This is a genomic window from Suicoccus acidiformans (assembly GCF_003546865.1).
GTDB classification, from domain to species: Bacteria; Bacillota; Bacilli; order Lactobacillales; family Aerococcaceae; genus Suicoccus; species Suicoccus acidiformans.
Genome location: NZ_CP023434.1, coordinates 2192607 through 2215436, shown reverse-complemented (window position 1 = coordinate 2215436; position 22830 = coordinate 2192607). Strand labels below are relative to the sequence as shown.

General features: G+C 40.8%; 19 protein-coding genes and 2 pseudogenes. All 21 read left to right on the top strand.

Annotated elements, in window-relative coordinates; all coding sequences use genetic code 11:
• The first annotated feature begins 161 nt into the window (after nucleotides 1–161).
• The 21 genes and pseudogenes from CL176_RS10430 to CL176_RS10325 all read left to right on the top strand — a co-directional run bounded on the left by CL176_RS10430 (nucleotide 162) and on the right by CL176_RS10325 (nucleotide 22818).
• Nucleotides 162–329 carry a hypothetical protein gene (locus CL176_RS10430; protein ID WP_044474380.1) on the top strand — a complete coding sequence of 56 codons (168 nt, stop codon included), beginning with the start codon at nucleotides 162–164 and terminating at the stop codon, nucleotides 327–329.
• Between the two features lie 2 nt (nucleotides 330–331).
• Nucleotides 332–1150 carry a replication initiator protein A gene (locus CL176_RS10425; protein WP_118991220.1) on the top strand — a complete coding sequence of 273 codons (819 nt, stop codon included), beginning with the start codon at nucleotides 332–334 and terminating at the stop codon, nucleotides 1148–1150.
• A gap of 147 nt (nucleotides 1151–1297) precedes the next feature.
• On the top strand, nucleotides 1298–2653 hold the full coding sequence (dcm, locus tag CL176_RS10415; protein WP_044776635.1) for a DNA (cytosine-5-)-methyltransferase: 1356 nt from the start codon (nucleotides 1298–1300) through the stop codon (nucleotides 2651–2653).
• Nucleotides 2637–3065, top strand: coding sequence for a hypothetical protein (locus CL176_RS10410; protein ID WP_024380976.1), 429 nt, complete (start codon nucleotides 2637–2639; stop codon nucleotides 3063–3065). The genes dcm and CL176_RS10410 overlap by 17 nt, the downstream gene beginning before the upstream one ends.
• A 10-nt stretch (nucleotides 3066–3075) precedes the next feature.
• On the top strand, nucleotides 3076–3459 hold the full coding sequence (locus CL176_RS10405; RefSeq protein WP_000895325.1) for a thioredoxin domain-containing protein: 384 nt from the start codon (nucleotides 3076–3078) through the stop codon (nucleotides 3457–3459).
• Between the two features lie 8 nt (nucleotides 3460–3467).
• Entirely contained in the window at nucleotides 3468–3701 is a 234-nt protein-coding gene (locus CL176_RS10400) for a hypothetical protein (protein ID WP_001005705.1), read from the top strand.
• 2 nt (nucleotides 3702–3703) lie between these two features.
• Complete coding sequence (locus tag CL176_RS10395; protein ID WP_118991219.1) at nucleotides 3704–4288, top strand: CPBP family intramembrane glutamic endopeptidase; 585 nt, start codon at nucleotides 3704–3706, stop codon at nucleotides 4286–4288.
• Nucleotides 4289–4365: 77 nt separating this feature from the next.
• Nucleotides 4366–4854 (top strand): hypothetical protein, encoded by a 489-nt coding sequence (locus CL176_RS10390; protein WP_002936460.1) that lies wholly within the window; start codon nucleotides 4366–4368, stop codon nucleotides 4852–4854.
• Nucleotides 4854–6671, top strand: coding sequence for a VirD4-like conjugal transfer protein, CD1115 family (locus CL176_RS10385; RefSeq protein WP_118991218.1), 1818 nt, complete (start codon nucleotides 4854–4856; stop codon nucleotides 6669–6671). The genes CL176_RS10390 and CL176_RS10385 overlap by 1 nt, the downstream gene beginning before the upstream one ends.
• A 17-nt stretch (nucleotides 6672–6688) precedes the next feature.
• Entirely contained in the window at nucleotides 6689–6931 is a 243-nt protein-coding gene (locus CL176_RS10380; protein ID WP_001072171.1) for a hypothetical protein, read from the top strand.
• Between the two features lie 18 nt (nucleotides 6932–6949).
• A complete protein-coding gene (locus tag CL176_RS10375) occupies nucleotides 6950–7804 on the top strand; it encodes a VirB6/TrbL-like conjugal transfer protein, CD1112 family (protein ID WP_118991217.1) in 855 nt (284 codons plus the stop codon).
• Nucleotides 7805–7865: 61 nt separating this feature from the next.
• Nucleotides 7866–8219, top strand: coding sequence for a PrgI family protein (locus tag CL176_RS10370; protein ID WP_017767989.1), 354 nt, complete (start codon nucleotides 7866–7868; stop codon nucleotides 8217–8219).
• Complete coding sequence (locus CL176_RS10365; protein WP_044776630.1) at nucleotides 8176–10527, top strand: VirB4-like conjugal transfer ATPase, CD1110 family; 2352 nt, start codon at nucleotides 8176–8178, stop codon at nucleotides 10525–10527. The genes CL176_RS10370 and CL176_RS10365 overlap by 44 nt, the downstream gene beginning before the upstream one ends.
• 1 nt (nucleotide 10528) lies before the next feature.
• Entirely contained in the window at nucleotides 10529–13330 is a 2802-nt protein-coding gene (locus CL176_RS10360; protein WP_118991216.1) for a phage tail tip lysozyme, read from the top strand.
• Nucleotides 13331–13467: 137 nt separating this feature from the next.
• On the top strand, nucleotides 13468–14478 hold the full coding sequence (locus CL176_RS10355; protein WP_105155146.1) for an Abi family protein: 1011 nt from the start codon (nucleotides 13468–13470) through the stop codon (nucleotides 14476–14478).
• A 234-nt stretch (nucleotides 14479–14712) separates the two neighbouring features.
• Nucleotides 14713–19608: an SspB-related isopeptide-forming adhesin gene (locus CL176_RS10350; RefSeq protein ID WP_118991215.1), complete on the top strand. Its 4896-nt coding sequence runs from the start codon at nucleotides 14713–14715 to the stop codon at nucleotides 19606–19608.
• A pseudogene (locus CL176_RS10345) lies at nucleotides 19609–19740 on the top strand (calcium-binding protein); the annotation flags it as partial. It abuts the gene before it with no gap.
• Between the two features lie 115 nt (nucleotides 19741–19855).
• Nucleotides 19856–21343: an IS21 family transposase gene (gene istA / locus CL176_RS10340; RefSeq protein ID WP_118989686.1), complete on the top strand. Its 1488-nt coding sequence runs from the start codon at nucleotides 19856–19858 to the stop codon at nucleotides 21341–21343.
• Nucleotides 21337–22098, top strand: coding sequence for an IS21-like element helper ATPase IstB (gene istB, locus CL176_RS10335; protein WP_118989628.1), 762 nt, complete (start codon nucleotides 21337–21339; stop codon nucleotides 22096–22098). Before istA ends, istB begins: the two co-directional genes overlap by 7 nt.
• Before the next feature lie 110 nt (nucleotides 22099–22208).
• A pseudogene (locus tag CL176_RS13130) lies at nucleotides 22209–22283 on the top strand (calcium-binding protein); the annotation flags it as partial.
• A complete protein-coding gene (locus CL176_RS10325) occupies nucleotides 22267–22818 on the top strand; it encodes a hypothetical protein (RefSeq protein WP_118991213.1) in 552 nt (183 codons plus the stop codon). The pseudogene CL176_RS13130 and the gene CL176_RS10325, both read left to right, overlap by 17 nt.
• Nucleotides 22819–22830 lie beyond the last annotated feature (12 nt).

The following is a 22830-nucleotide window of genomic DNA, read 5'->3' as shown; positions in this document are numbered from 1 at the left end:
GAGTGATTTTGACATAAAAAAGGTTCAAAAAAAGTACATTGATGTGAATGTCTGTTTGGATGTCGACTGCGTAGACAAAAAATAGATACGTCATAAAATATAATAGTTCAACGAGAACATTTTAATAAGTGTTCTCGTTTTTTTATTTTAAGGAGGAATTCATGAAAAAGAAGGAACAATCATCACGCCAAATCGTGATGTGTCATCTCGTGGCTATTTTAGGCGTTGATATTGAGAAAGCAACTCATCTGGTTGATGAATTGGAACAAGTAGGTTTAATCCGATTTGATGAATTCGGAAATGTTGGACTTTTAGTCTTGGAGGGATAATCATGAAACGTATTACCGCTAATCAGTATCAAACATCAGAGCGTTATTATAAACTCCCTAAAATTTTGTTTGAGAGTGAACGTTATAAGGATATGAAGCTGGAGGTTAAGGTAGCCTACGCGGTTTTAAAGGATCGGTTGGAGTTATCTTTGACTAAGGGCTGGATTGATGAGGATGGGGCTATTTATTTGATTTATTCCAATTCAAATCTGATGGCACTTTTAGGCTGTTCAAAGTCAAAACTACTCTCTATCAAGAAAACCTTACGCGAATATGGCTTAATTGATGAAGTCCAACAGTCCTCTAGTGAAAAAGGTCGTATGGCAAATAAAATTTACTTGGGGGAATTAGAACATGAAACTACCCCAGTCTTACATACAGACGGGGCTAGTGTTAAAAAAACACTAGGGGGGTCTCAAAGAAAGACGGGGCCGGTCTTAAATTCAGCCCCTAGTGAGACTGAAGGAAGTGAGACTAAATATAGTGAAACTAAAGGGAGTGATTTCCTTATTGAGGACGAGGAGGAGAGGCAGCAAGTAGATGAGAAACAAGAAGAGAACTTTACTTCAAAAGTCGATGGCGTGACCAAGTACGATCGAGATTATATTTGGGGTTTGGTTCATGACCAGTTAAGACAGTCGGGGCTATCTCAGTCAGCTAGTGACTATGCCATGATTTATTTTAGTGACCGTTATCAGTATGCTTTGGAACATATGCGATTTGCTCGGTCAGCGGAAGTAATAGCTGAATACGTATTTAATGGTGTGCTGTCAGAGTGGACCAAGCAACTGAGACGACAAGAAGTAAAGGGAGGTGATTAAGTTGATTTGGTGGATACTAGGCGGAATCTATCTGATTTCTATCATCATTTTGATTGTTGAAATCATCCGTGCACCAGAAATGGATGATCATATATAAGCAAGAGTTTTACAAGTGTAAGGCTCTTTTTTAGTTGGAAAGAGAGGAAAATGAAATTTTTAGATTTATTTGCTGGGATAGGTGGTTTTAGGCTAGGGATGGAATCACAGGGTCATAAATGCCTGGGCTTTTGTGAAATTGATAAATTCGCCAGAACATCTTATAAAGCTATGTTTAACACAGAAGGGGAAATAGAATACCATGACATTAAAGAGGTCACAGACCATGACTTTAGACAATTTAGAGGGCAAGTGGACATCATCTGCGGGGGATTTCCTTGCCAAGCATTTTCACTCGCAGGCAGACGATTGGGATTTGAAGATACTCGAGGGACTCTCTTTTTTGAGATTGCTCGAGCGGCCAAACAAATCCAACCACGTTTTCTATTTTTGGAAAACGTCAAAGGCCTACTCAATCACGACGAGGGACGGACGTTCGCCACAATCCTCTCCACGTTGGATGAATTGGGGTATGATGTCGAATGGCAGGTGCTTAACAGTAAGGACTTCCAAGTCCCGCAAAACAGAGAGCGGGTCTTTATTATCGGACATTCTAGAAGATACCGTTCCAGATTCATATTTCCTCTCAGAAGAGAAAACAGCCCAGCTCATCTTGAAAGGCTAGGAAATATCAATCCCTCTAAACGTGGTTTGAATGGTGAAGTCTATCTGACGAATGGACTTGCTCCTACACTAACAAGAGGTAAAGGAGAGGGGGCAAAAATCGCCATTCCAGTTTTAACACCAGATAGACTAGAAAAACGCCAACATGGTCGTCGATTTAAGGACAATCAAGACCCTATGTTTACTTTGACCAGTCAAGACAGACACGGAGTTGTTGTCGCAGGAAATCTGCCGACTAGCTTTGACCAAACTGGAAGAGTATTTGACATTTCTGGCTTGTCACCGACTTTGACCACCATGCAAGGTGGAGATAAGGTGCCAAAAATTTTGCTGAGGGAGGAGCTACCATTTCTGAAAATCAAGGAAGCCACAAAAACAGGGTACGCAAAGGCAACTCTTGGAGACTCTGTCAATCTGGCTTATCCAGACTCAACCAAACGTAGGGGACGAGTGGGAAAGGGAATATCCAATACCTTGACAACTTCAGATAATATGGGAGTGGTGGTTGCTGCTTTGGAATATCGACAGGATAAGTGGTATGAAGTCACAGGTATTGTCTTAGAGGGGAAACTTTATCGCCTGAGAATACGACGACTGACACCAAGAGAGTGTTTCAGACTTCAAGGCTTTCCTGACTGGGCTTATGAAAGAGCAGAGGGTGTTTCTAGTAAGAGCCAACTATACAAACAGGTCGGCAATAGTGTAACGGTGACGGTTATTGAAGCCATTGCCAGAGAATTTAGAAGAATAGAAGAGGAAGAAAAACATGAACCTACTACATAAGAAAAGTATCCTAGAGTGTACTGAATTAGAAGAACGTATTCACCAAGTTGAAACCAATCAGTTACTACAAAAGATATTGTCGCTCCCCAATTTTGATTGTGACTTTGAGGTGACTTTTGAAGATGATTACCACAAAGAGATGAATGATCCCCTATTCTACGAATCCAATCTTCATCGGATTTCGGATTTTCTGGAAACTAGAGATATTAAAAATGGTGTAGATACACTATTGACGAAGGACAACCACCTAGCCTTTCGTGCCTTTGGTGAAAATTATACTGCTAGGGGAAAGGATGGCATTTTAACGACTCTGGTCACGGTCAAGTGCTTTGGTGAAGGACGGATGCCCATTGATATGAGTCGCTATTTCTCAACTCCCGAACCAACAGTTGAAAATAGCCTAACCTTATAAGGAGGAGCCTATGCTTGAGGTATATCTAGGAAATAATGCCAATACAAATCAAGACTTACTAACTATTTTGACGACCTATGGAGTGGCTTATCGTTGTACAAAAGCATGTGATGTAAACCGTGAAATCTTACTGTCACTCTTTGCCAAAACCACGGATTGTTTTGAATTGCTGTCGCCACGATTTCTTCGCTTTAAGCGTCAATATTCGATAAGTTTGAATGAGATGATTCAGCTTATTCTACAAAAGCCAGACCAAAACCTTCGTTTGCCTCTCATTGTCTGCCAGAATCATGTCTATCCAGCTATTGGGTTAGATGAAGTGCGAACCTTTCTTCCCAGACAGGTAAAAGAAGAGCTGTTTCAGGCCAGCCTGATGAAACAAGTGACAGGGTAGGTGTGAAGATGAATGAACGATTTTGGGACAATTTAGAAATCATTCTGGCAGAAAAAGACCTCACTTGGGCAGAACTAGCTCGCAAAGTATTCAAAGGTCAATATGTTTATCCAAGTGAGTTTAATCGCCTCTATCAAAAATTACGGCATTACAAATCCAATCGTCTAATGCCACAGACAAGATGGGTTGAGCGAATCGTTCTAGTCTTAGATATTGATTATGAAGATTTATTCAAGAGGTGACAATGATAAGGATAGTGTTGTTTTATCTAGCCATACAGCTTAACGGACTTCTGGTGAGTTTATACTTACAAGAGTATATGACGATTAAGGTCTTAGTCTTGCTACAATTGGTCCTATTAAGTGTGACTTGCCTAGAGATTGCCCGTCATAAAACTCTTCAAGCAAAAAAAATAACCTTAAGCAATCGTCTAAGATGGTTGCTTCTTGGTTTTGTGTGTATGGTTGCTTTTGCAGTCTTCATCAGCTTCCTATTTTCAGTTCAGACTAGGAACCAAGCAGTATTGGTACAAGTAGGAAAGCAGGTTCCTCATGTTATCTTTTTATTGTTTCTGGTCAATGCAAGTGTCCTTGAAGAGATAGTTTATAGGCAGTTGCTCTGGGAAAAATTGACATTCCCTTTTGTACAAATAGGCGTGACCAGTTTTCTCTTTGTTCTATCCCATGGACCTAATCAGTTAGGGAGTTGGCTCATGTATAGCTGTCTTGGCTTGACCTTGGCTGCTGTTCGATTGAAAACTGATTGTATGACGGCAATCGCCTTACATTTACTTTGGAATAGTTTGGCTTATGTCGTAACTTTCTTGTGATACCAAAATCAAGAGTGCTTCCGTATTATGGAAACACCTTATGTTTGATAGGGAATCGAAAAAAAGAGGAGGTCACCATGTCATCTGAACAACAAGAACGTCAAGCGATGCAATACGTGGAAAGAAGTAGTTTATTGACAGTCAGAACCCTCTTAAAGCTCTTAGAATGGTCGGCTAGGCAAGCCTTAGCTCAAGATTCAGCTTATAAGATTGGGGTTCAAAAACTGGAAGAACTCCTTCAAAGCCCTTACGCAATTGAAGCGATAGATGTTAGTAAAGACATACTGGATAAGCCAATCGATGTGGAGAAATTTAAGGAGTTGATGGAGTCAGAAAAACTGCCAATCGCAATTAGTTGGCAAAAAGACTATCTCTACTTTTATGCCAAGGATAAGACCTTGCTCGATCATCACTTGGATGAATTGTTGAAGAAACTGATGTCTAATCCAGAGAAGCTAGAAGGTTTAACCTTTGATAAAACCTTGGACCAAGAGATAGAACTGGCCAAAGAGAAAATTAGAGTGACAGAACCTTCGGCAGTCAAAACCAAGGAGGTGACCTTGTAATGTATTCCAGGCAAAAAGCATTTGTCTTTGGACTCTTGGGTCTCGCCTTTGGCTATTTCTGCCATCGTCTAACCCTACTCTATGATAGTTTAACCAATGCCCCACCTATGGAACGGTTTGCCTACCTCTTAGGAGAGGGGTTAAATCAGGTTTTCAATCCTTTATGGCTATTTTCTTTTACTCAAAAATCTCTTCTTGCCTTTATCCTTGGGATTCAAACGATGACGCTAGTCTATCTTTATGTATCGACAGGACAGAAGGTCTATCGAGAAGGGGAAGAATACGGTTCTGCACGATTTGGAAACAGTAAGGAAAAGCGGAACTTTTACAGTAAGAATCCTTTCAATGACACGATTTTGGCTCGAGATGTTCGTCTAACCTTGTTGGAAAAGAAGAAGCCCCAGTTTGATCGAAATAAAAATTTGATTGTCATTGGGGGTTCTGGGGCAGGAAAGACCTTTCGCTTTGTGAAACCCAACCTTATCCAACTTAATTGTTCCAATATTGTCGTAGATCCTAAAGACCATTTGGCTGAGAAGACAGGTAAACTCTTTTTAGAAAACGGTTATCAGGTCAAGGTTTTAGACTTGGTTAATATGACCAATTCAGACGGTTTTAATCCCTTTCGTTATGTAGAAACAGAGAATGATTTGAACCGCATGTTAACGGTCTATTTTAACAATACCCGTGGGTCTGGTTCTCGCAGTGATCCATTTTGGGACGAGGCTTCCATGACATTGGTGAGAGCTATTGCCTCTTATTTGGTGGATTTTTACAATCCTCCAGGAAGTTCCAAGCTAGAGCAGGAAGCAAGACGTAAGCGTGGCCGTTATCCAGCCTTTTCTGAGATTGGAAAACTCATCAAACTCTTATCAAAGGGAGACAATCAGGACAAAAGTGTTCTTGAAGTCCTGTTTGAAGACTATGCTAAGAAATACGGTCACGAGAACTTTACCATGAGAAACTGGGCAGATTTTCAAAACTATAAGGATAAGACCTTGGATTCGGTGATTGCGGTCACAACAGCTAAATTTGCCCTCTTTAATATTCAATCGGTGATTGATTTGACGCAAAGAGACACTATGGATTTGAAAACGTGGGGCACTCAAAAGACCATGGTCTATCTTGTTATTCCAGACAATGATACGACCTTTCGTTTCCTATCTGCTTTATTTTTCTCTACGGTTTTCTCCACTTTGACCAGACAGGCTGATGTTGACTTTAAAGGGCAACTGCCTATTCATGTTAGAAGCTATCTGGATGAGTTTGCGAATGTCGGAGAAATCCCAGACTTCGCTGAACAAACCTCAACAGTCCGCTCTAGGAATATGAGTCTTGTGCCTATTCTCCAAAATATCGCTCAACTCCAAGGACTTTATAAGGAAAAAGAAGCTTGGAAAACTATACTGGGGAACTGTGACAGTCTCCTCTATTTGGGTGGGAATGACGAGGAAACTTTCAAATTCATGAGTGGACTTTTAGGCAAACAAACCGTTGATGTCAGAAGCACCAGTCGTTCTTTTGGGCAGACTGGCTCAAGTTCTTCCTCTCACCAGAAAATTGCTCGTGACTTGATGACGGCTGATGAAGTTGGAACTATGAAACGAGATGAATGCCTCGTACGCATTGCAGGGGTTCCTGTTTTTCGAACCAAGAAATATTTTCCACTCAAACATAAGAATTGGAAATGGCTTGCGGATAAGGAATCTAATGAACGCTGGTGGCACTATCGCATCAATCCCCTAACCGCTGAGGAAGAGCTAGAATTGTCAGGCCATAAAATAAGGGATTTAAGCACAGAAACGACACTACATTAATAGAAATGAGGAATTATATGAATCAAAAACTATCAGGCTTTGTTTACGGAGTGGATGCCAGCTCCATGTTCTCTCAAGCCATGTCTCTATTACAAAAAGGCTTAATTGCAGTAGGAGCCTTTCTTGTTGTCATGGGCATTATCAACCTTTCAACCAACATTAAAGATGGTGGGCCAGGTGTCCGAAATGCCATTCTAGAAATTGTTGGTGGAGTCATGGTGGGAGCCGCGGGTGCTTTTGTGACTCAGATTACCATTTAGGGGAGGACAGCACATGACATGATAATGAATTTTACGTCACCTTTTGTATTTCTAGCCTCTGAAAAAGTATCTAGTGATAGCCTTTTTGAAGGGTTTCAAGTGGATTTAGAATCAACCGCCAACTTGGTTAAGTCACTAGCGGACTTTAATCCGACGGTGTGGTCTTACATGACAGCCATTACCAAGGGGATTATGCAGCCCTTGGGAGTAGCTATTCTTGCGGTTGTTCTCGTACTCGAATTTTCAAAAATGGCCAAGAAAATCGCAAACTCAGGCGGTGCAATGACCTTTGAAGCCATGGCACCTATGATTGTCAGCTACATCATGGTCGCGGTCGTGATTACCAATACGACGGTTATTGTGGAAGCCATTATTGCCATTGCCTCTTATGTTATTGAACAAGTGGCAGGGCTTGTCACGAATGGTGGTGCTAATTATGATACCATCTCAGGCATTAAGGGATCTGGAATTGTAGGAAAAATGATTATTGGCTTTTTTGCGATTCTCATTTGGTTGGTACGAATGGCCAGCATCATGGTTGTCAATATCTTGATTACCATTCGCTTTATCCAACTCTATCTGATGATTCCCTTTGCCCCTGTTACCTTTCCGACCTTCCTTAGTGATGACTGGAGAAGTGTTGGGATTGGTTACCTTAAAAACATCATGGTCTATGCCGTTCAAGGTATTTTGATTTTTCTAATTGTATCTCTTGTCCCCTTGTTTGAATCGGCTGGAAAGATTGCCGTATCAAATGGAGCTGGAGTGATGGAATCACTCGCCATTATGTTTGGTGGCTTGGTACAGGCCATATTGTTAATCATTGCCTTGGTTGGCAGTCAACGGACCGCCCGAAGCATTTTGGGGATGTAGGAGGATGGGAGTAAATTGCCCGCCTCCTCTTTTTATAGCTTACTTAGATTGGAGAACATTTATGAACACACGTGTCTTTAAGGACATTTCAAAGGTTCAACACAGAGCATGGCTGGGATTTACAACTAGACAGGTTATTTTTGTATTTCCAGCCGTCGCCCTAACCATTTTGGTATTGGGCTTGAACCTATTTTACTGGCAATTTGGGGATTGGTTTGTCTATGGTTTTGTTTTTAGCTTTACCATTCCACTCATGTTATTTGGGGTCTATCGCCCCAACGATTTACCATTTGAAACCTATCTCAAGTACCGTTTTCATTATGAACTAACAGTACCAGATCGTACATTTACTGGAAGAAAAGGAGACCAATGTGAAAAAATTAAAACACTCAATGAAACCAAAGACCTCTTCTAATGACAAAAAGCAAAAGACGAAAACACAGAAGCAGGAGATCAGACCTTCTACCGTAAATACGTTAGCCTATCAAGGACTTTTTCAGAATGGCCTTATGCAGGTCAGTCCAAGTTATTTCTCACAAACCTATCTTTTAGGAGATGTTAATTATCAAACAGTTGGCTTAGACGATAAGGGAGCTATTGTTGAGAAATATTCTGATTTAATCAATTCACTGGATGATCAGACCAATTTCCAACTGACCATTTTCAATCAAAAGGTCAATCTGGAAAAATTTCGTAAGAGTATTCTCTATCCCTTGCAGGAAGATGGGTTTGATGCTTATCGTGATGAATTGAATCGTATGATGGATGCCAACTTAGAGGCTGGTGAGAACAACTTTTCAGCCGTTAAGTTTCTTTCATTTGGCAAGAGCGACCAAACACCAAAACTAGCTTTTCGTTCTCTGTCACAAATTGGGGAATATTTCAAGAGTGGCTTTTCAGAGATTGATGTATCTCTTGGTTTGCTCGGTGGAGAGGAGCGAGTGAATGTCCTTGCGGATATGTTGCGGGGTGAAAATCATTTACCGTTCTCTTACAAGGATTTGACCCTCTCAGGTCAAACTACCAAACACTTTATTGCACCAACCTATCTTTCCTTTAAACACAAGAATCATATTGAATTGGACGATCGATTATTACAGATTGTCTATGTTCGTGACTATGGTATGGAGCTAGGGGATAAATTTATTCGAGACTTGATGCAGTCAGATTTGGAAGTGATGATGAGCTTACATGCTAAAGGCTCTACCAAGTCTGAAACCATGACCAAGCTGCGAACCAAGAAGACCTTGATGGAATCGCAAAAGATTGGGGAACAACAAAAAATGGCTCGGACTGGAATCTATTTGGAGAAGGTCGGCCATGTTCTTGAGAACAACATCGATGAAGCTGAAGCTCTTCTTCAAACCATGACCCAAACAGGAGATAAACTGTTTGACACCGTATTTCTAATTGGCGTGCTGGCGGATACTGAAGATCAACTCAAACAATCTCTTGATATTATCAAGCAAGTGGCAGGGTCTAATGATATGATTATCGATAACTTGACCTATATGCAAGAAGCTGCATTTAATAGTCTCTTGCCATTTGGGAAGAACTATCTTGAAGGTGTTTCTCGGTCTCTATTGACTTCAAACATTGCCGTGAATGCACCTTGGACTTCCGTTGATATTCAGGACAAGGGTGGGAAATTTTATGGCATCAATCAAATCTCAAGTAATATCATCAGTATTGACCGTGGCAAGTTAAATACTCCGTCAGGTTTGATTTTAGGGACTTCTGGAGCTGGAAAAGGGATGGCGACAAAACATGAAATCATCTCTACTAAGCTCAAGGAATCAGATAGTGATACTGAAATTATTATTGTTGACCCAGAAAACGAGTACAGTATTATCGGTCAAGCCTTTGGTGGGGAGAGTCTTGATATTGCCCCAGATTCCACTACCTTCTTAAATGTCTTAGATCTATCTGATGAGAATATGGATGAGGATCCGGTTAAGGTCAAGTCCGAATTTCTCTTGTCTTGGATTGGAAAGCTCTTGGACCGTAAAATGGATGGTCGTGAAAAGTCCTTGATTGACCGTGTGACAAGACTCACTTATAAGCATTTTGACACACCATCCTTGGTCGAATGGGTCTTTGTCTTAGCTCAACAACCTGAACAGGAAGCTAAGGACTTGGCACTGGATATGGAACTCTATGTGGAAGGGTCGCTGGACATATTTTCACATAGGACCAATATTAAAACAGACAGTCATTTCCTGATTTACAATGTCAAAAAGTTAGGCGATGAATTAAAACAGATTGCCCTCATGGTTATCTTTGACCAGATTTGGAATCGTGTGGTGAAAAATCAAAAACTAGGGAAGAAGACCTGGATTTACTTTGATGAAATGCAGCTACTCTTATTGGACAAGTATGCCTCTGATTTCTTCTTCAAACTTTGGAGTCGTGTCCGTAAGTATGGGGCGATACCGACAGGCATTACTCAGAATGTAGAAACGCTTCTTTTGGATGCTAATGGTAGACGCATTATTGCCAATAGCGAGTTCATGATTCTTTTAAAACAGGCTAAGAGTGATCGTGAAGAGTTAGTGCATATGCTTGGACTTTCTAAGGAACTAGAGAAATACTTGGTCAATCCTGAAAAAGGGGCTGGCTTAATTAAGGCCGGTTCCACCGTTGTCCCATTCAAGAATAAGATTCCACAACACACCAAGCTCTTTGACATCATGAGTACGGACCCTGAAAAAATGAGGACATGAGATGAAAGAGGATAAAAAGCTAGTCAAACAAGCCAGACAAAACTTTCGAAGCAACTTAAAAACAGCCCGCATGCATTATCGGAAAGAAGTTAGGACCTTAAAACAGTCTGTTCCTAAAAAAGGACGATTTCGAAAACCAGCCCAAAATTCTCTTTTTCAAGATAAGAAAATAGAGTTAAAAGGAAATCTACTCAGTAGCCAAAAGGAAGCAGAAGAGAAGTTCCTAAAAGAAATTACCTATGTGTCTCCTAGACTGTTGAAGGTAAAGGAAATCAAGAACTATCGACTTCCTCAAGCTCAAGAGCGTTTGCGGACCGCAAGAAAACATTTGTCAGAAGTGAAACTAAGTGAGAAGCAAAAGGCAGTTAATCCCAAGTTTACTTTCCAAAAAGAAAATCCTTCCCTGAAGTCTCGCTTTCAGTTTCACCAAGAAAAATCATTTGATCGACTCAGTGCAGAAAAAGACGTAAGTTCTGCCAAGCGTGAGGTTAAACAACTCAAGAAAGTCCAAAAGACTAAGAAAAACTCTACCAAAGTCAAAGTTGGATTAGGCATAGCTGCATCTGAATCCCTTGACCTGATAGCACAGGAGGATGATTTAGATGGTCTAAGAACCATGAAGGATACTAGCCTGAAAGCCAGACGCTATGGAAGGTTTACCTTTCAAGCAGGTAAGGTGGCAGTAAAAAGTGGACAGACTGGTGTGCGGTTTACCAAAACAAAATTTTCTCATGGAAAGGAACGATTCCAGAACTTCAAAAAGGGAAAAGGATTCACACGCCAGAAACGTCTTAAACCAAGAAGACGCTACCAAACCTTTTTAAAGCATGCTAGAAAGCACAGTCTAGCAGGAGTTAAGGGGGTTGTCCAAGCCATTAAGGGAAGTATGACTTTCTTTTCTGTTCTTGCGGGAAATCCTTTGACTTGGATTATCTCAGGCATTCTCTTGATACTCCTTTTGATGATGAGCTTTTTCATGAGTGTTTCAGCTAGTAGTGTCATTCAACAAGATGAAATAGAATTGAGTAAGAGTTATACCCACATGACGTTGGAAGATGCGGAACATACAAGAACCAACGAAAAGGGAATTACCTTTTACACTAAGATTGATGAGGTTATGGTTTACATGAATCATCAATACCAAGACTACAAGCTTGACGATTTCATGGAAACAGGCGGTGCGACCTACAAAGAATTTCTCAGTCAAGTCTGGATGGACTTAAATGGTGGAGATTCTATTAAATCCATGTCTGACCTATATAAAGAACCAGCTTACAAGCTGTCTGATGAGGACCAGGAAGAGTTAAAGGAGTTGACAGAAGGAGGCAACTATCTAGCCCTTCAAGAATTGGACAATCCCTTTCAGGGACAGACCGATGAGGATAGTTTAAACATGACCTACCGATATGGTTATGAGGTCATTGATGAGAAACCAACGCTTCATCACCATATCATCTTAGAAGCAAAAGAAGGTCAAGTCATTGTGGCACCGATGGATGGCAAGGTATCTCTTGATGGAGAGAATGTTATTTTGACATCTGGTAAGGGAGTGAATAAGACTAAACTAACCTTGTTTGGTATTCATTCAGGTCGTGTGAGTGAAAATCAACAAGTCTTGGCAGGAGATATTATTGGTCAGACCAAAGATGGAACGGGTCTAAAAGTCACCTATCAAAAGGTTGATGATGACACGGATAAGCTAGTCTATGTCAATCCAGCTTTCTACTTTCCAAAAGTAATCCAGGTTCAGACCACCATTCTTCCAACTATCGGTCAGTTTGGTGGCGATGAGTTCGAGAGAGCCAAGGCTATTTATGATTATCTTAAAAGTAAGGGTGCGACCAATCAAGCTATTGCAGCCATTTTAGGAAATTGGTCGGTAGAATCCTCCATTAATCCAAAACGAGCTGAAGGCGACTATTTATCTCCGCCAGTTGGTGCGACAGATAGTTCGTGGGATGATGAGGGATGGCTCTCACTTAATGGTCCAACTATATACAATGGGCGTTACCCAAATATTCTCAAACGTGGTTTAGGCTTAGGCCAATGGACAGATACCGCGGATGGGTCACGCAGACATACTTTATTGTTGGAATATGCCAAAGGAAAACATCAAAAGTGGTATGACTTAGGGTTACAACTGGATTTCATGTTGCATGGGGATAGTCCTTATTACATCAACTGGTTAAAGGACTTCTTCAAAAATACAGGTAGTCCAGCTAGTCTTGCCCAACTCTTTCTCATTTACTGGGAAGGAAATAGTGGTGATAAGCTACTTGAACGTCAGACACGAGCAAGTGAGTGGTATTACCAAATTGAAAAAGGCTTTAGTCAACCTAACGGTGGGACAGCACAAAGTGATCCAAAAGCACTTGAAGCTGTACGAGGAGACCTTTTTGAAAACTCTGTTCCAGGAGGTGGTGACGGTATGGGGTATGCCTACGGCCAATGTACTTGGGGAGTTGCAGCCCGTATCAACCAACTGGGTCTAAAACTCAAAGGTAAAAACGGTGAGAAGATTCCAATTATCAGTACCATGGGCAATGGCCAAGATTGGGTGCGTACAGCCGCAAGTCTCGGTGGGGAGACAGGGACAAGTCCGCAAGCTGGAGCCATACTCTCATTTGCGGGAGGTGGACATGGCACACCAACAGAATATGGACATGTGGCCTTCGTCGAAAAAGTCTACCCAGATGGCTCATTCCTTATCTCCGAAACCAACTACAATGGCAATCCAAACTACACCTTCCGTAAATTATCTGGAGTGGATAGTAGCTTGAGTTTTGCTTATACGACGAAATAAAAAAGGATATGCTAACAATAATTGGATTTGTTAGCATATTGTTTTGCAATTATTTCGTGAGAAATTCTACCTTTTAGTTACTTTGATAAGTTTAGTGATATGGTATAATACTAAGGAGAGGTTACTGAATATTTTAAATGGAAACAATTATTGAAAAAATGAAAAAAGAGTCGAAAACTGGTTTAACTTCTGGGGATCTAGTTGACCATATCTTTAAAAATCATAAAATAGATATTCAAGATGATGACTCTGTCACACTCTTAAATATGGGATATTATCATGGTTATAAACGATATAGATTCGTTAAAAAATCCAATTCAGATGGGATTCTGCCCCTTTCTTCATTTAAGGAAATTGAAGCAATCTACAATTTTGATATGGAGTTAAAAGGACTATTTTATCCAATAGTGATGCTTGTAGAGACAGCATTAAAAAATCGGACTATCGATTCAATAGTCGCAGAATCTAGTAGTGGGATAGAAGATATATTAGAACATCAATTAGCTTGTTACATGGACTATCCTGAAGACCATGAAAAATATGGTAACAAACTCGATCAGTATAATGAAACTAGACAAAATGTACTGGATACAATTGACTATTACTCAGATAAAAATGAGGTCATTAAGCATTATTTAAAAAGTGATTATCAAATTCCTCTCTGGGCTTATTTTGAAGTTATTACTCTAGGACAGTTTAGTAGATTTTTAGGAAGTTTAACTAAGTCAAGTCGTGAAAAATTGAATCAAGATTTCACGATCATTCCAAATAGGTCAAACTCTCTTGAGTTAGTTGTCAATGCTCTTATTGAGTTAAGGAATGCTACCATGCACAACAGTGCGATTTTTGATGCCAATTTTTCAAGCGGTGTATCTAAAGCACTCAAAAAACAGATAAAACAAGATTTAGGATTATCGACATTCACTTGTGTTTTCATTGAAGATTATTTCATTCTACTAATTTGGACTTTGAATATTCTAAAATTTGATACAGTAGTCCTCAATAACTACATCAATCAATTCAATGAAATTGTTGAACGATTTGATGTTTCGCTCAATAATCGTGATATTCTCTTTAAGATTATCAGTACAAATAGAAAAACATCGATTCAACAATTAAGTAAATTTATTGACGAAAAACGAAATTAGTGGTATCATAGTTGTATCGAATTGGGGCGTGCTAGTCACGTCTGGGAGGGTCTGATGCGTCAGTCCTCCTCTTTTTTTTATTTTTAAGTCTTCTTCAAAGGTTATCGGTTGTGCTTCCGATAGCTTTTTTCTTTTCCCTGAACTGATTGTGATAACAAAATCAAGCCTTCTTTTTTATGATGAGGAAAGAGTGACAGTTTGTTGCTAAAGAATAAAAGAAAAGAAGGACTATTTATGACCAAAACATGTAATCATCACTTTCTTGTCAATCAGGAAAAAGGCGAGAAACACGTCTTTCGCAAGAGTAAAAAATATCGTACTTTATGTTCCGTTGCCCTTGGAACCATGGTGACAGCTGTTGTTGCTTGGGGAGGAACGGTTGCACATGCTGATGAAGTTACTCCATCAGTTGACACCACCATCCAACGAACGGAGAATCCAGCCACGAATTTACCAGAAGCACAACCAACCCCTGTTTCTGAACAAACTGAAAGTATGGCATCAACTGGACAATCTAACGGTGCAATTGCTGTCACCGTACCACATGATACGGTAACACAAGCAGTGGAACAGGCAAAGGCTGAAGGTGTTTCTACGGTTGAAGATAGCCCAATGGATTTGGGGAATACAACTTCTGCGTCAGAGACCAGCCAACAAATTTCAAAAGCAGAAGCAGATGCCCAAAACCAAGTTGTGGCTATCAATGAAGTTACTGAAAGCTACAAAGCTGACAAAGCGACATACGAATCGAATAAAGCCCGCATTGAACAAGAAAATAAGGAGCTGTCACAGGCCTACGAAGGGGCCAACCAAACTGGTAAAGAGACATATACTTGGGTTGATACCAAAGTCAATGACCTAAAATCCCAGTATGCAGATGCTGATGTGACAGTAATTGAACAAGTAGTTTCATCAGGAAATGGGACATCTGTACTTGACTATACAAACTATGGCAAGGCTGTTGAAACCATTCAATCAACTAACGAACAAGCTGTAGCAGATTATCTAACAAAGAAAACAAAGGCAGATGATATTGTTGCGAAAAATCAGGCCATTCAAAAACAAAATGAAGCTGGACTTGCTAAGGCAAAAGCAGATAACGAAGCCATTGAAAAGCGGAATCAGGCAGGTCAAGCAGCTGTTGATGCTGAAAACCGTGCTGGTCAAGCCGCAGTAGATCAAGCTAATCAGGAGAAACAACAATTCGTTTCAGATCGAGCAGCTGAGATTGAAGCTATTACCAAACGTAATAAAGAAAAAGAAGTCGCAGCCAGAAAAGAGAATGAAGCGATTGATGCCTACAATGCCAAAGAAATGGAACGCTACCAACGTGATTTGGCCGAGATTTCGAAAGGTGAAGAAGGTTATATTTCTGAAGCCCTTGCTCAAGCCCTCAATCTCAATAACGGTGAGCCACAAGCAAAACATGGAGCAATTACCCGAAATCCTAATCAGATTATTTCAACTGGCGATGCTATGCTGGGTGGCTACTCAAGAATTTTGGATTCAACAGGATTCTTTGTCTATGACAGCTTCAAAACAGGTGAGACTCTTAGTTTTAACTATCAAAATCTCCAAAATGCACGATTTGATGGGAAAAAGATTAGTCGTGTGACTTACGATATTACCAACCTTGTATCACCAGCTGGAACCGATGCTGTGAAACTAGTTGTGCCAAATGATCCTACCGAAGGCTTTATTGCCTATCGAAATGACGGAAACGGTGATTGGCGAACAGACAAGATGGAGTTTCGTGTAGTTGCCAGGTATTTCTTGGAAGACGGTTCACAAGTTACCTTCTCAAAAGAAAAGCCAGGTGTCTTCACGCATTCTTCCCTCAATCATAATGACATTGGTTTAGAATATGTCAAAGATACTTCTGGGAAATTTGTGCCGATTAATGGTTCAACCGTTCAAGTGACTAATGAAGGTCTGGCCCGTTCTTTGGGTTCCAACCGTGCAAGTGATTTGAATTTACCTGAGGAATGGGATACCACATCAAGTCGTTATGCTTATAAAGGAGCTATTGTCTCAACAGTTACATCAGGCAATACCTATACAGTCACCTTTGGCCAAGGCGATATGCCACAGAATGTTGGATTGTCTTACTGGTTTGCCTTAAATACCCTACCAGTTGCACGTACAGTAACACCGTATAGTCCCAAACCTCATGTAGCGGTGGAACTTGAACCCATTCCAGAACCTATTACTGTAACACCAGATGTCTTTACTCCAAAAACCTTTACACCTGAAAATCCTGTGACCTTCACGCCAAAGCCTTTGGAAGAAGTGAGCCAGCCTAGTCTGACTTTGACCAAGGTAACCTTACCTGTCAAACCTATTCCAAAAGAACTTCCAACGCCACCACAAGTACCAACTGTCCATTATCATGCGTACCGTTTGACGACAACTCCAGAGATTATGAAAGAAGTGGTCAATAGTGACCAAGCTAATCTTCATGAGAAAACTGTCGCAAAAGATTCAACGGTGATTTATCCCTTAACAGTTGATGCCTTATCGCCCAATCGTGCTCAAACGACTAGTCTCATTTTTGAGGACTACTTGCCTGCTGGTTACCTATTTGATAAGGAAACAACACAAAAAGAGAATGGAAACTATGTCCTTAGCTTTGATGAGACTAAGAATTTTGTGACCTTGACCGCAAAGGAAAACTTGTTGCAGGAGGTAAATAAAGATTTAACCAAGGTTTATCAACTGACCGCTCCTAAACTCTATGGTTCTGTTCAAAATGATGGGGCAACTTATTCCAATAGTTACAAACTCCTTTTGAACAAGGGTACAACCAATGCTTACACAGTCACTTCAAATGTTGTAACGGTTCGTACACCAGGTGATGGGGAGACAACCACACTCATTACACCAGATAAAAACAATGAAAATGCGGATGGTGTCCTCATTAATGACACGGTCGTAGCCCTTGGTACAACCAACCACTACCGATTGATTTGGGATTTGGACCAGTATAAGGGAGATCGTTCTGCTAAAGAGACAATTGCACGAGGCTTCTTCTTTGTGGACGATTACCCAGAGGAAGTGCTTGATGTGGTGGAAAATGGGATGGCTATCACAACCCTTGACGGTCAGAAGGTATCAGGAATAACGGTTAAAAACTATGCTTCACTAAATGAAGCTCCTAAAGACCTTCAAGATAAATTAGCTCGTGCTAAGATTTCACCGACAGGTGCCTTTCAAGTCTTTTTGCCGGATGACAACCAAGCCTTTTATGACCAGTATGTTCAAACAGGAACTTCTTTAGCTCTTTTGACCAAAATGACGGTGAAAGATAGTCTCTATGGTCAAACTAAGACCTATACAAACAAGGCTTATCAAGTTGATTTCGGCAATGGCTATGAAACCAAAGAAGTGACTAACACGCTTGTTTCTCCAGAACCCAAGAAACAAAACCTCAATAAAGACAAAGTAGACATCAATGGGAAGCCCATGCTAGTGGGAACTCAAAATCACTATACTCTCTCATGGGATTTGGACCAATACCGAGGGATTAAAGCAGACAACTCTCAGATTGCACAAGGTTTTTACTTTGTGGATGATTATCCAGAAGAAGCTTTATTGCCGGATGAAGCAGCTATTCAGTTTATCACATCTGATGGCAAAACAGTTTCAGGAATCACGGTGAAGGCTTATTCTCAATTATCAGAAGCTCCTAAAATGCTACAAGCAGCCCTTTCGAAACAAAAAATTCAGCCTAAAGGAGCTTTTCAAGTTTTCATGCCTGAGGACCCACAAGCCTTTTTTGAATCTTATGTGACCAAGGGGGAGAATATTACCATTGTCACTCCGATGACGGTTTTGGAAACCATGCTTAATTCAGGGAAGTCTTATGAAAACGTGGCTTATCAGGTGGACTTTGGGCAAGCCTATGAAACCAACACGGTGACCAATTTTGTCCCTAAAGTAACTCCACACAAGTCTAATACCAACCAAGAAGGTATTTCAATTGATGGAAAGACTGTTCTTCCGAATACGGTCAATTATTACAAAATTGTCTTGGATTACAGTCAATACAAGGACATGGTCGTGACGGATGATGTACTTGCCAAGGGATTTTACATGGTAGACGATTACCCAGAAGAAGCCCTTACCCTAATTCCTGACGGCATTCAAGTTTTGGATAAGGATGGCAATCGTGTATCTGGTATTTCTGTTAGCACATACGCTAGTTTGTCAGAAGCTCCGAAAGTTGTTCAAGATGCCATGGCTAAACGCCAGTTTACACCTAAAGGAGCCATTCAGGTCCTTAGTAGCGATGATCCCAAAACCTTTTATGAGACCTATGTGAGGACTGGTCAAACCTTAGTTGTCACGCTTCCGATGACAGTTAAAAATGAGTTGACCAAAACAGGTGGTCAGTATGAAAATACAGCCTATCAGATTGATTTTGGCTTGGCCTATGTCACGGAAACAGTGGTTAATAATGTTCCAAAATTAGACCCACAAAAAGATGTGGTGATCGACTTGTCTCATAAATATGAGAGCCTTGACGGGAAAGAAGTGGCCTTGCATCAAACCTTTAACTATCGCTTGGTTGGAGCATTGATTCCAAGCAATCGTGCGACTGATTTATTTGAATATGGTTTTGAAGATAACTATGATGAAAAGCATGATGAGTATAATGGTGTTTATCGCAGCTATCTGATGACGGATGTCATCCTCAAAGACGGTTCTGTCTTAAAAGAGGGGACAGAAGTCACGAAATATACCTTGCAACAGGTGGATACAGAAAATGGCCTAGTGTCAATTTCATTTGATAAATCCTTCTTAGAGACTATCTCTGATGATTCAGCCTTTCAGGCAGATGTTTACCTGCAGATGAAACGGATTGCGACTGGTCAGGTGGAGAATACCTACCTTCATACAGTGAATGGCTATGTCATCAGCTCAAATACAGTTGTAACACGTACACCTCAACCTGAAGAACCAAGTCCAAATCAACCCACACCACCTCATCCACCAATTGAGACTATTGAACCGCCTGTTTCAGCTAGCGTTTTGCCAAATACAGGGGAACAGGAATCCCTTTTGGGCTTGATTGGAGCTGGTATTCTACTTGGTACGGCTTATGGACTGAAGAAAAAGGAGGAGAAGTAGATGAATCCAAAAACTATTTATGAAAAGGATTCAGACCAAGATGGTATGACAGATGCTCAGGAACTAGATTTGGGAACCAATCCGCAGTCTGTTGACACAGATGGTGATGGTCAAGCTGATTTAGAAGAGCTATGTTTGTTGTAATCTAAAAAGGGACCACCTTCGGGGTAAATTGCTATTCAAAAAGGGACCACTTGCCATGCCTTTCCATCTATAATAAACGTATTATAGATGGAGGTGCCAAGGAGTGATTCGTATCAATAAAGAATTCGAAGTGATTCACCGTTTTAGAAATGGGGAATCCATTAGGAAAATTAGCAGAGACATGGACATTGATAGAAAAACGATTCGAAGAATAAGGGATCGATACCAAGCAGGTATAGATGCTTTGGATGACGCTCAAAATGAGAAAGAAATCGAAGCAGCAACCGAACAATTAGTCTTAGAAAGAAAATATGATACTTCCAATCGGAAAAAAAGAACCTTTACACCAGAGGTGGAAGCTAGAATGAGCGAATTACTGGAAAAAGAAAGAGAAAAGGATCGAAGGCTAGGACCTCATAAACAAGCACTAACGGCTAAGGCTGTTTATGAAATCCTAGCAGAGGAAGGGTATGCGATTAAATACCGGACAGTCGCTCATTACTGGTCAAAAATGAAAGCGAAAGCTAAAGAGGCTTTTATCAAGCAAAATTATGCATTGGGTGCACGGGTGGAGTTCGATTTTGGAGAGGTCAAATTAGAAATTGAGGGCGTGGTTAAAACCTATTATCTCGCTGTGTGGGCTAGCCCTGCTTCAGATTATTACTGGGCTTACCTCTATACCAACCAGAAAAAAGCTGTCTTTCAGGATGCGCATGTGCGATTTTTTGAAAACCTGGGTGGGGTGTATGCGGAGCTTGTCTATGACAATATGAGAAATGTGGTCACTCGTTTTATTGGGCGTAATGAAAAGGAGCTAAACCCCCAACTCATCCAATTAGCCACTTATTATGGGTTTAATATTAATGTCACCAATTGCTTCAGTGGGAATGAGAAGGGAACAGTAGAGAGTCGTGTAAAGCATGTCAGACAAAACTGTTTCACCAAAAAATATCAATTTCAATCTTTAGATGAAGCTCGCCAGCATTTGGAAGAGTCCTTACGGACTTTGAATCAAGAGAGTCGTTTGGAAGAAGAAAAAGGCCACCTTCTTAAATACCGTCCTCCCTTTGAACTGGCAGAACTTTGTCAGCTCAGCGTCACAAAGTATGCCACGATTCATTATCAGAAGAATCAGTATTCTGTCCCTGACTACTTGGTAGGGAAGCGAGTTCAGATCAAGGCTTATGCCGATTATCTCGTGGTTTATGCCAATGAACAAGAAGTGGCCAGGCATAATAAAATAGAGGGTTCCCATGGGTTTCAGCTTGATATCAGTCACTATATCAAAACCCTCAAGAAGAAACCTGGTGCTCTGGAACACTCGCTGGTTCTTCAACAAACCCCCGGCTTGGAAACACTCTATCATAAATATTATAGCGGACACCCTAAAGAATTCATAGAACAACTTGAGAAATACCATAGCCTCAGTGGAGAGGCTTTGTGCCAGCAATTGGCCTATGATCAGTTGGTGCAACGTGTCACAACGGAAAATGAGGGTGTTCCTAAAAATCAGGAGGCGATTCTTCATCAGACAGAAGCAACGCTCCATCAATTAAATGCTCTCTATGGTTTGGAGGAAAGCTTATGTTAACAATCGCAGAAGCCGCTAATGAACTAAAACTTCCCTATCTGAAGGAAAATTACCAACACCTGCTCCTGGAATATACGAGTCGCGGACTGGATTTGGAAGAAGCCCTCACAGAGATATTGACAGAGGAGGTGGAACAACGTCGAAATCGAAGCTATCAAAGAAGGATTCGACAGGCCAAGTTTAGCCAAAAGAAGTACCTGATGGACTTTGACGAGAAAGTGTTTAAGGAAGGTGTTCGCCAACAACTACGCGAATTAAAGACCCTGAATTTTATTCAAGAGAAACAGAACGTCATTCTTATTGGCAACCCTGGAACAGGGAAGACGCATTTTAGCATTGGTCTTGGCATGGAGGCCTGTCTGCAGAATTATCATGTACAGTTCGTAAATGCCCCAAATCTTGTTATTGAATTAAGAGAGGCCGTCACGCAAAGTCAATTTTATCGCTTCAAACAGCGATTAAATAAGGTCGATCTCTTGATTGTCGATGAATTAGGTTATTTATCCTTTGATGAAGCCGGGGCTGAGCTTCTGTTTAATCTTCTTTCTAATCGGATGGGAAAGGGCTCTACAATGATTACGACGAACCTTACCTTTGATCGCTGGCAGGAATGCTTTAAAGACCCGACCTTAACGGGAGCCCTGGTGGATCGTTTAGCCTTTAAGGCGCATGTTGTGGACATGCGAGGGGAGAGTTATCGGATGAAGCAGACCAGTGCCTGGAAGGAGGCGCAAGCCAGCCAAAAGGAGGTATGAAGCGCTGAGACACTTTCTTCTTAACTAACTTTTCATAAATTAGCCTAAGCCGTTACATTGACCCAAAAGGTGGTCCCTTTTTCAACGGCAAGGTGGTCCCTTTTTCACTTGACATATACAAGCTACAATCTGGACATTCACCACTAGTCCCACAAAAGGAGTTGTGTGATGGCTTGGAACTTTGACACCATGAAAGAGGCTTTGTCTGAAATGGAGAAGGTCGATTACCAAGAGTTTATCAAGGCTTTTCTCTCTTTGGAATTAAGTATTTCTGATAGAACAATCCTCAATCAGGTTTATCAAGATTATATGGATGAGGATGACCTATCCTTGATTAGTGATGAGCTACGAGTTAAAGTTGATAGTTATCAGGATGAAGTGCAGGCAGATATGACTGACATTCTGGAAAAGTTGTACCGAACAGGTGAAGGCTCTAGTTTTATTATGGATTTAATGTCCTCAAATAGTCTCTCAGACACCTTGGAACAGTATGAGGTTTTGGATAGTGACGATTATTCACCACTTAGCCTTGAAACCTTACAGGCCATAATTCAACAGGAATTGGCTATTTCCAGTCAGGATTATTTTGGAGATTTGGTTCACCTTGCCTTGCAAAAAGATTTTCTAGACCAGAAAAGTCGTTTCTTACAACACTATGTGGCAACTGTAATGGAAGGTATTCCACAAGAAAGAGACCAACGAGCCTTGGTCCTAGATTAACGTAAAGGGCTG

Bases quoted from the DNA above. Each gene is read 5' to 3' on its own strand.
- CL176_RS10430 (WP_044474380.1), top strand. From the start codon at position 162: ATGAAAAAGAAGGAACAATCATCACGCCAAATCGTGATGTGTCATCTC.
- CL176_RS10425 (WP_118991220.1), top strand. From the start codon at position 332: ATGAAACGTATTACCGCTAATCAGTATCAAACATCAGAGCGTTATTAT.
- dcm (WP_044776635.1), top strand. From the start codon at position 1,298: ATGAAATTTTTAGATTTATTTGCTGGGATAGGTGGTTTTAGGCTAGGG.
- CL176_RS10410 (WP_024380976.1), top strand. From the start codon at position 2,637: ATGAACCTACTACATAAGAAAAGTATCCTAGAGTGTACTGAATTAGAA.
- CL176_RS10405 (WP_000895325.1), top strand. From the start codon at position 3,076: ATGCTTGAGGTATATCTAGGAAATAATGCCAATACAAATCAAGACTTA.
- CL176_RS10400 (WP_001005705.1), top strand. From the start codon at position 3,468: ATGAATGAACGATTTTGGGACAATTTAGAAATCATTCTGGCAGAAAAA.
- CL176_RS10395 (WP_118991219.1), top strand. From the start codon at position 3,704: ATGATAAGGATAGTGTTGTTTTATCTAGCCATACAGCTTAACGGACTT.
- CL176_RS10390 (WP_002936460.1), top strand. From the start codon at position 4,366: ATGTCATCTGAACAACAAGAACGTCAAGCGATGCAATACGTGGAAAGA.
- CL176_RS10385 (WP_118991218.1), top strand. From the start codon at position 4,854: ATGTATTCCAGGCAAAAAGCATTTGTCTTTGGACTCTTGGGTCTCGCC.
- CL176_RS10380 (WP_001072171.1), top strand. From the start codon at position 6,689: ATGAATCAAAAACTATCAGGCTTTGTTTACGGAGTGGATGCCAGCTCC.
- CL176_RS10375 (WP_118991217.1), top strand. From the start codon at position 6,950: ATGATAATGAATTTTACGTCACCTTTTGTATTTCTAGCCTCTGAAAAA.
- CL176_RS10370 (WP_017767989.1), top strand. From the start codon at position 7,866: ATGAACACACGTGTCTTTAAGGACATTTCAAAGGTTCAACACAGAGCA.
- CL176_RS10360 (WP_118991216.1), top strand. From the start codon at position 10,529: ATGAAAGAGGATAAAAAGCTAGTCAAACAAGCCAGACAAAACTTTCGA.
- CL176_RS10355 (WP_105155146.1), top strand. From the start codon at position 13,468: ATGGAAACAATTATTGAAAAAATGAAAAAAGAGTCGAAAACTGGTTTA.
- CL176_RS10350 (WP_118991215.1), top strand. From the start codon at position 14,713: ATGACCAAAACATGTAATCATCACTTTCTTGTCAATCAGGAAAAAGGC.
- istB (WP_118989628.1), top strand. From the start codon at position 21,337: ATGTTAACAATCGCAGAAGCCGCTAATGAACTAAAACTTCCCTATCTG.
- CL176_RS10325 (WP_118991213.1), top strand. From the start codon at position 22,267: ATGGCTTGGAACTTTGACACCATGAAAGAGGCTTTGTCTGAAATGGAG.